The sequence below is a fragment of the Fretibacterium fastidiosum genome (assembly GCF_000210715.1).
Taxonomy (GTDB): Bacteria; Synergistota; Synergistia; order Synergistales; family Aminobacteriaceae; genus Fretibacterium; species Fretibacterium fastidiosum.
On sequence record NC_021038.1, the window covers coordinates 934,076 to 940,282 of the forward strand.

The following is a 6,207-nucleotide window of genomic DNA, read 5'->3' on the forward strand; positions in this document are numbered from 1 at the left end:
GGGCCTCCTCCCAGGCGGAGGGGCGGGAGAGGGCGGGAACCTTTCGTCCCCCCAGGTCAGAGGCGACGATCCGCAGGAGCGCCCCGACGTCGAGGCCTCCGCAGTCCGCCGCCGCGGACGCTCCTTCCCCGGAACCCATGTCAGTTCATCTTGTGGATCAGGTTCAGCAGCTCCGGGCTCAGGTTCTTGTGCTCGGTCCAGGAGCGCTCCAGGTCGCTCAGGACCAGCTTGTGGTTCACGTTCCCCACCATAAAGCCGCTTTTTCCGATCAGCAGGTTGTCCGTCGCAAAGGCCCCCATGCGGGTGGCGAGGACGACGTCAAAGGACGTGGGGCTTCCACCCCGCTGGATGTACCCCAGCACCGTGACCCGGGCGTCGTACCCTCCCGTATCCTGAAGCTTGTCCCGCATCTCCGTGGCGGACATGACCCCCTCCGCCAGGATGATGAGGGTGTGGCTCTTGTGCTCCGCATGGGACTCTCGAAGCAGCTTGCAGAGGTTGCCGATGCTCAGGGGAATCTCCGGAACGACGGCGTACTCCGCGCCGGAGGCCACCGCAGTCTCAAGCGCCAGGAAGCCGGCGTTGCGCCCCATGACCTCGACGATGAACAGGCGGTCGTGGCTGGAGGCCGTGTCCCTCAGGCGCATGATCGCCTCGAGGGCCGTGTTCACCGCCGTGTCGAAGCCGATGGTCTCGTCCGTCCCCGCCACGTCGTTGTCGATGGTGCCGGGAATGCCGATGACGGGCATCCCCATCTCGTGCAGAGCCTTCGCGCCATGGAAGGACCCGTCCCCGCCGATCACGACCAGGCCCTCGATTCCCGCCTCCTTCATCTTCAGGAGGGCCGCCTCGCGCCCCTCCTGGGTCTTGAAGCGATCGCTGCGCGCGGTCTTGAGGATCGTGCCACCCCGATGGATGATGCCCCCCACGGAGGCCCGGTCCAGCACCTTGAAGTCCCCTTCGATCAGTCCCTCATAGCCCCGCATGACGCCGATGCACTCCTTGTCGTTGTAATGACAGGTGCGGGCCACTGCGCGGATGGCTGCGTTCATGCCGGGCGAATCCCCTCCGCTGGTCAATACGGCGATACGATCCATGGCGTTCCCTTCCTTTCCTGAAATTACCTGCCCTGCAGCTCATCGATGCGGGAATTGACCTTGTTCAATTCCTGGTCGATGGAATCCACCTGAAGTTGAAGCGCACCGCGCTCCTGGTTCAGCTTCTCGAGGCGCTTGATCAGACGATCCAGCTCAAGCCGGTCCATGGCCCTGCCGTTCCCCAGGGCCCCCTCCACGTCCTTCGTGATGTCCCAGACCCACATGGCGTCGCCACGGGGGGAGATCGCCTGACTGATGGCGCCGTCCAGGACGAGGCGGATGTCCTTCGCCCCCTTGAGGAGCTCCGCGCCCGTCTTGGGGTCGTACCGCGGGAACCAGATCATCCCGTCCCGCTCCCCAAGGATCTTGACGTTGAACCGCTTGTCGTAGTCCGTAGGGTTGTAGCGCTTGTTGCCGATCCACAGGCTGATGTGGCGATCGAAGGGCTGAGCGTACATGGGGAGGCCCTCCACGTAAAGGGTCAGCTGAAAGGCGATGGCGTCGTGGAAGTTCAGCGTCTTCAGGAGCGTGTACTTGTAGTTCTCCGTCTCGTCCCGGGTCCAGAGGTTCTTCTCCGCCTCGGCCTTCACAAGGGCCTCAACGTACTCGTTGGAGTAATAGACCACGCTCACCTTCACCCTCTGCGCCTCGTCGCGATCCGCGAAGTCGCTGGTGCGCGTCCACCTCGCGAGCTCCGGCAAGTCGGCCGCAAAGGCCGCGTGGGGAACGAGGCATATCGCAAGCGCCAACACAAGCCATACCGTCTTTTTCATGTTTGAATGATTTCCCTTCATCATCGTAAGAAGATAAAATTTAAAGATAGAATTTCAGAGCAGATAACGCTTCAAACGCAAACGTCAACGGGGCTACACCATGATTATACAACAGAAACGCGCGTTTCCGCCGCTTTTTTCACTTCGATTACGACGCCCTGAGCCGGTAGACCATCGCCAGGATCTCCGCAACGCTGCGGTAGAGGTCCTGAGATATCTCCTCCCCCACCTCGACGCCCCCGTAGAGCGCCCAGGCCAGGGGCTTGTTCTCAACCACGGGGACGCCCGCAGCCTCCGCAAGCTCTCGAATCCTCTGCGCCACGAAGCCCTTGCCCTTCGCCACGACCTGAGGCGCCTTCATCAGCCTTCGATCGTAGAGGAGGGCCACCGCCAGCGTCGTCGGGTTCGTGATGACGACGTCCGCCTTGGGGACGTCCGCCATCATGCGCTTCTTGGCCAGCTCCCGCTGCTTCTGGCGGATCTTGCTCTTGATCTGCGGGTCCCCCTCCATCTGCTTGTACTCCTCCTTGATCTCCTGCCGGCTCATGCGGATGGAGCGCTCGAACTCCCAGTGCTGGTAGAGGTAGTCGACCAACGCCATCGCCAACAACATCGCCGCAAGCCGCATGGAGAGCGTCCACAGCATGTCCCAGAAGGAGGCGGCGCCGTGCGCGAGAGGCATCTGCATGGCCCTCGAAGAGGCGGGAAGGTAGTTCTTGATTGCGGAGTAGATCACGACGGCGAAGACCCCCGCCTTCAAGAGCCCCTTCAAGAGCTCGACGACGGAGCGCAGGGAGATGATCTTCTTCATGCCGCTGATGGGGTTGAGCCGCCCCAGGTTGGGCTTGAAGGGCTCGCTGGTCATCGTCCAGCCCACCTGGCAGATGACGGCGGCAGCGGAGAAAAAGGCGATCAGGCACCCCAGGGGGAGCCAGGAGATGAAGAAGTCCTTCACGACCTCCCAGGAGAGGTAGTGAAACCATCCGTCCCGCTCCAGGGTCGCATCCCCGATGAAGCTCAGGGAAAGCCTCAGAAGACGGCTCATCACGCGCCACGTGAAGGCCCCCAGGACCGCCAGCCCCAAAAGCCCCGTCAGGAGCCCCACGGCGGCCGTCAGGTCCTTGCTCATGCACACCCTGCCCTCGGAGCGCACCTTCTCGCGCTTCCGGGGCGTCGCGGGCTCCGTGCGCTCCTGGGCGAAAAACTGGATGTCGAAGGCGACGCGGCAGCTCACGGCGCAGCGCTCCAAGGCAGCACCCCCTCCAGGGCAAACTCGATCCAGCGCTCAAACTGGGTGTAGATGAGGTCAACGGTCAGCGGCAGAACTGCGGCAAGGACCATAAAGCCCAGCGCCACCTTGATCGGAAGCCCCAGGACGAAGATGTTCATCTGAGGGACCGTCCGCGCCAGAAAGCCCAGGCCGACGTCCGCCAGGACCAGCGAACAAAAGAAGGGAAGGGTGATCCGCATCGCCAGAATGAACAGGTCCTGAAGCCAGGTCCCCACCTCGATCAAATCCGGCGGAAACGGCAGGAGGCGCCCCACGGGGGCCAGCCTCACGCTCTCCATCACCGCCTGAATCATGAGGAGGTGCCCGTTCCAGTGGTAATAAAACCACAAGCCCACCAGGAATTCCAGCTGTCCGATGATGGAGCTCTCGGTCTGCGTCGTCGGGTCCAGCACCTGGGCCATGGAGAAGCCGATCACCGTCCCCACCTGCTCTCCCGCCACGCGCAGCGCCACCAGCGGCAGCGCGGAGAGGAATCCGAGAGCCACTCCGATCAGGACCTCGCGAACGCCCAGGAGGGCGATGGAGAAGACGCTGTCGAAGTAGAAGAGCGGGACCTCCGCACCGCCCAGGCCCCCCGCCGCCGAGAACGTCAGGAGCGCAGCAAAGAGGTAGCGCACGGGCGTCGGGGCCATGACGGAGGTGAACACGGGGGCGCTGAACACGAGCCCCACAAAGCGAAGGTGAAGGAGGAGACAGACGATCAAGAGCTGAGCCGGCAGCTCGATCCCCCTCATGAAAAAGCGCCGCCCCGCATCACTGGATAAAGCGCTCCAGCTGGCCCAATATCTCCCGCGTCATCACGAGCATCCTCTGCCCCATCCAGGGGGACAGGAGGATGATGCAGATGAACACGGCCAGGATCTTGGGGATGAAGATCAGCGTCTGCTCCTGTATGGAGGTGGCCGTCTGAAGGATGCCGATCAAGAGCCCCACGCTCATGGCCACCAGGAGCACGGGCAGGGACACGACCAACATGGTCCAGATGGACTGGCTCAGGAGATCAAAAAGGCTCAGGGCCGTTTCCGCCATCTTCGGGCGCCTCCTCTCTCACACGGACCTCTGGGGGAACGGGCGCGCTGGCCGCCCTGCGTCAGGGGACGTTGGCAAAGCTCTTCAGAAGGCTCAGGACGACCAGGTTCCAGCCGTCGGCCATGACGAAGAGCAGGATCTTAAAGGGCAGGGAGATCATCATGGGGGGGAGCATCATCATCCCCATCGCAAGCAGGACGCTTGAGACCACCATGTCCACCACGATGAAGGGGATGTAGATGACGACGCCCATCTGAAAGGCCGTCTTGAGCTCGCTCAGCATGAAGGCTGGGATCAGGACGCGCGTCGGCACCGCGTCCTGCGACGCGGGGCGCTCGGTCCCCGACATGGACACCATGAGCGACAGTTCCTCCTGGCGCGTATAGCGAAACATGAACTCGCGGATCGGCGTCACCGTGCTCTGCCACGCCTGAGGGGCGCTGGCGGCGCCCGAAAGATACGGGGCAAGCCCTTCCTGATAGACCCGGTCCCACACCGGGTACATGGTGAAGAGCGTCAAAAAGAGCGAGAGCCCCGCGATGACCTGTTGGGGCGGCGATTGCTGAAGCCCTATCGCGCGCTGCACGAAGCCCAGGACCACGATGATGCGGGTGAAGCTCGTTACCATGAGGAAGATCGCCGGGACGACGCTCACCACCGTCATCAGGGCCAGTATCTGCAGGGAGAGTGCCACGTCCCGCGGGGAGTCCGCCGGCGTGACGCCAAACTGTATCGTCGGGAGCGGCACCCCGGAAAGCGCCTCCGAATCCGCGGCCCAGGCCGGAAGGGCAAACCCTCCGCAAAAGGCGAGGAACGCCGCGAGCGTCAGGACGAGGAAAAGCCCCCTAGCGCGCGCCATCTTCCGTCCGTTCCGCTGGAGCGTCTCCCGCGCCAACCCATTCCTCATACTTCCACCTGCCCATCAGACAAGTTCCACTCGCCCCGGAGGTAAACGCGACGACGTCGGGTCCGCAGCGCAACACAAAAAAGACATCCTTACCCACGGGTAAGGACGCCAAAAGCTTAACGGCCCCGTCATCTCTTACCCCCCCGCGCCTCCCCCGCACAAAACGCACCAGAAGGACGGCGGAAAGCGCCAGAACAACCAAGGCAAGCGACACTCTAGCCAAATAGGCCACAAGGCTGGGATCCGAGATCACCGATTCCCCCTCAGGCGCCGACTTCTCCACAAGGCTTCAACCGCTCCCATCCGCGATCTACACCGCGACAGCACGCACAAAACCGTGGCCCCGGAGGCCTTCGTCGCCGGGGCAGCAGTAAAAACGTCCCTCCGGCTCAGGACAGGACCTTGGTGATGGCTTCGATCACGCGCTCCGGCTGGAAGGGCTTGACGATGAAGTCGTTGGCTCCCGCCTGGATCGCCTCGATGACCATGGGCTGCTGCCCCATCGCGGAAACCATCACGATCTTGACGTCGGGATCAAGGGCCTTGATGGCCTTAACGGCGTCAATGCCGTTCATCTCCGGCATCGTGATGTCCATCGTCACGATATCAGGCTTGTACTTCTGATACGCGGCGACCCCCGCCTTGCCGTTTTCAGCCTCGGCGACCACCTCGAAATTATTCTTCTGAAGGATATCCTTCAGCATCATTCGCATAAAGGCCGCGTCATCGACGATAAGAACTTTCTTGCCCATCCTGTAATCCCTCGCTTACGTCAAAAATCTCCTGCACAGGGGCTCGGTCCCTGCGCCTTATAGAGAAAAGGTCTTCATAAAAACGAAGATAAATGCGACGCCCCACTGACAGAACCAACCGCACAACGCATTGATTATATCATGAAAAATCGCCCGGCAAGCGCCCGCCGCAAAAAAGCCCGACGATGGGACGAAAGCCTCTGCGGCGCGAGCCCTTAGCCTGTGCTAGGAGGTCGAACGCGCGCCCGCCGCGGCTCCGATGATGTCCGTGATGCGCACGCCGAAGTTCTCGTCGATGACGACGACCTCGCCCCTTGCGATCGGCTTTCCGTTCACCAGGATGTCCACCGGCTCGCCC

The 6,207-nt window shown here is 62.4% G+C and carries 8 protein-coding genes; all 8 read right to left on the bottom strand.

Features of this window, described 5'->3' with window-relative positions:
• Positions 1 to 140 precede the first annotated feature (140 nt).
• The 8 genes from pfkA to SY1_RS04145 all read right to left on the bottom strand — a co-directional run bounded on the left by pfkA (position 141) and on the right by SY1_RS04145 (position 6,197).
• On the bottom strand, positions 141 to 1,097 hold the full coding sequence (gene pfkA, locus SY1_RS04110; RefSeq protein ID WP_015556275.1) for a 6-phosphofructokinase: 957 nt from the start codon (positions 1,095 to 1,097) through the stop codon (positions 141 to 143).
• Positions 1,098 to 1,120: 23 nt separating this feature from the next.
• The gene (locus tag SY1_RS04115) at positions 1,121 to 1,870 is read right to left on the bottom strand and encodes a hypothetical protein (RefSeq protein ID WP_015556276.1); all 750 of its coding nucleotides are present in this window, start codon (positions 1,868 to 1,870) and stop codon (positions 1,121 to 1,123) included.
• A 148-nt stretch (positions 1,871 to 2,018) separates the two neighbouring features.
• Positions 2,019 to 3,104, bottom strand: a complete 1,086-nt coding sequence (flhB, locus tag SY1_RS04120) for a flagellar biosynthesis protein FlhB (RefSeq protein WP_208872801.1) — start codon at positions 3,102 to 3,104, stop codon at positions 2,019 to 2,021.
• Entirely contained in the window at positions 3,101 to 3,895 is a 795-nt protein-coding gene (locus tag SY1_RS04125; protein WP_015556277.1) for a flagellar biosynthetic protein FliR, read from the bottom strand. The genes flhB and SY1_RS04125 overlap by 4 nt, the downstream gene beginning before the upstream one ends.
• Positions 3,896 to 3,914: 19 nt before the next feature.
• On the bottom strand, positions 3,915 to 4,190 hold the full coding sequence (fliQ, locus tag SY1_RS04130; RefSeq protein WP_015556278.1) for a flagellar biosynthesis protein FliQ: 276 nt from the start codon (positions 4,188 to 4,190) through the stop codon (positions 3,915 to 3,917).
• Positions 4,191 to 4,251: 61 nt separating this feature from the next.
• A complete protein-coding gene (gene fliP / locus SY1_RS04135; protein WP_243440578.1) occupies positions 4,252 to 5,097 on the bottom strand; it encodes a flagellar type III secretion system pore protein FliP in 846 nt (281 codons plus the stop codon).
• A gap of 389 nt (positions 5,098 to 5,486) precedes the next feature.
• Positions 5,487 to 5,849 carry a response regulator gene (locus SY1_RS04140; protein ID WP_015556279.1) on the bottom strand — a complete coding sequence of 121 codons (363 nt, stop codon included), beginning with the start codon at positions 5,847 to 5,849 and terminating at the stop codon, positions 5,487 to 5,489.
• A gap of 225 nt (positions 5,850 to 6,074) precedes the next feature.
• On the bottom strand, positions 6,075 to 6,197 hold the full coding sequence (locus SY1_RS04145; protein ID WP_279369744.1) for a FliM/FliN family flagellar motor switch protein: 123 nt from the start codon (positions 6,195 to 6,197) through the stop codon (positions 6,075 to 6,077).
• Positions 6,198 to 6,207: the final 10 nt, after the last annotated feature.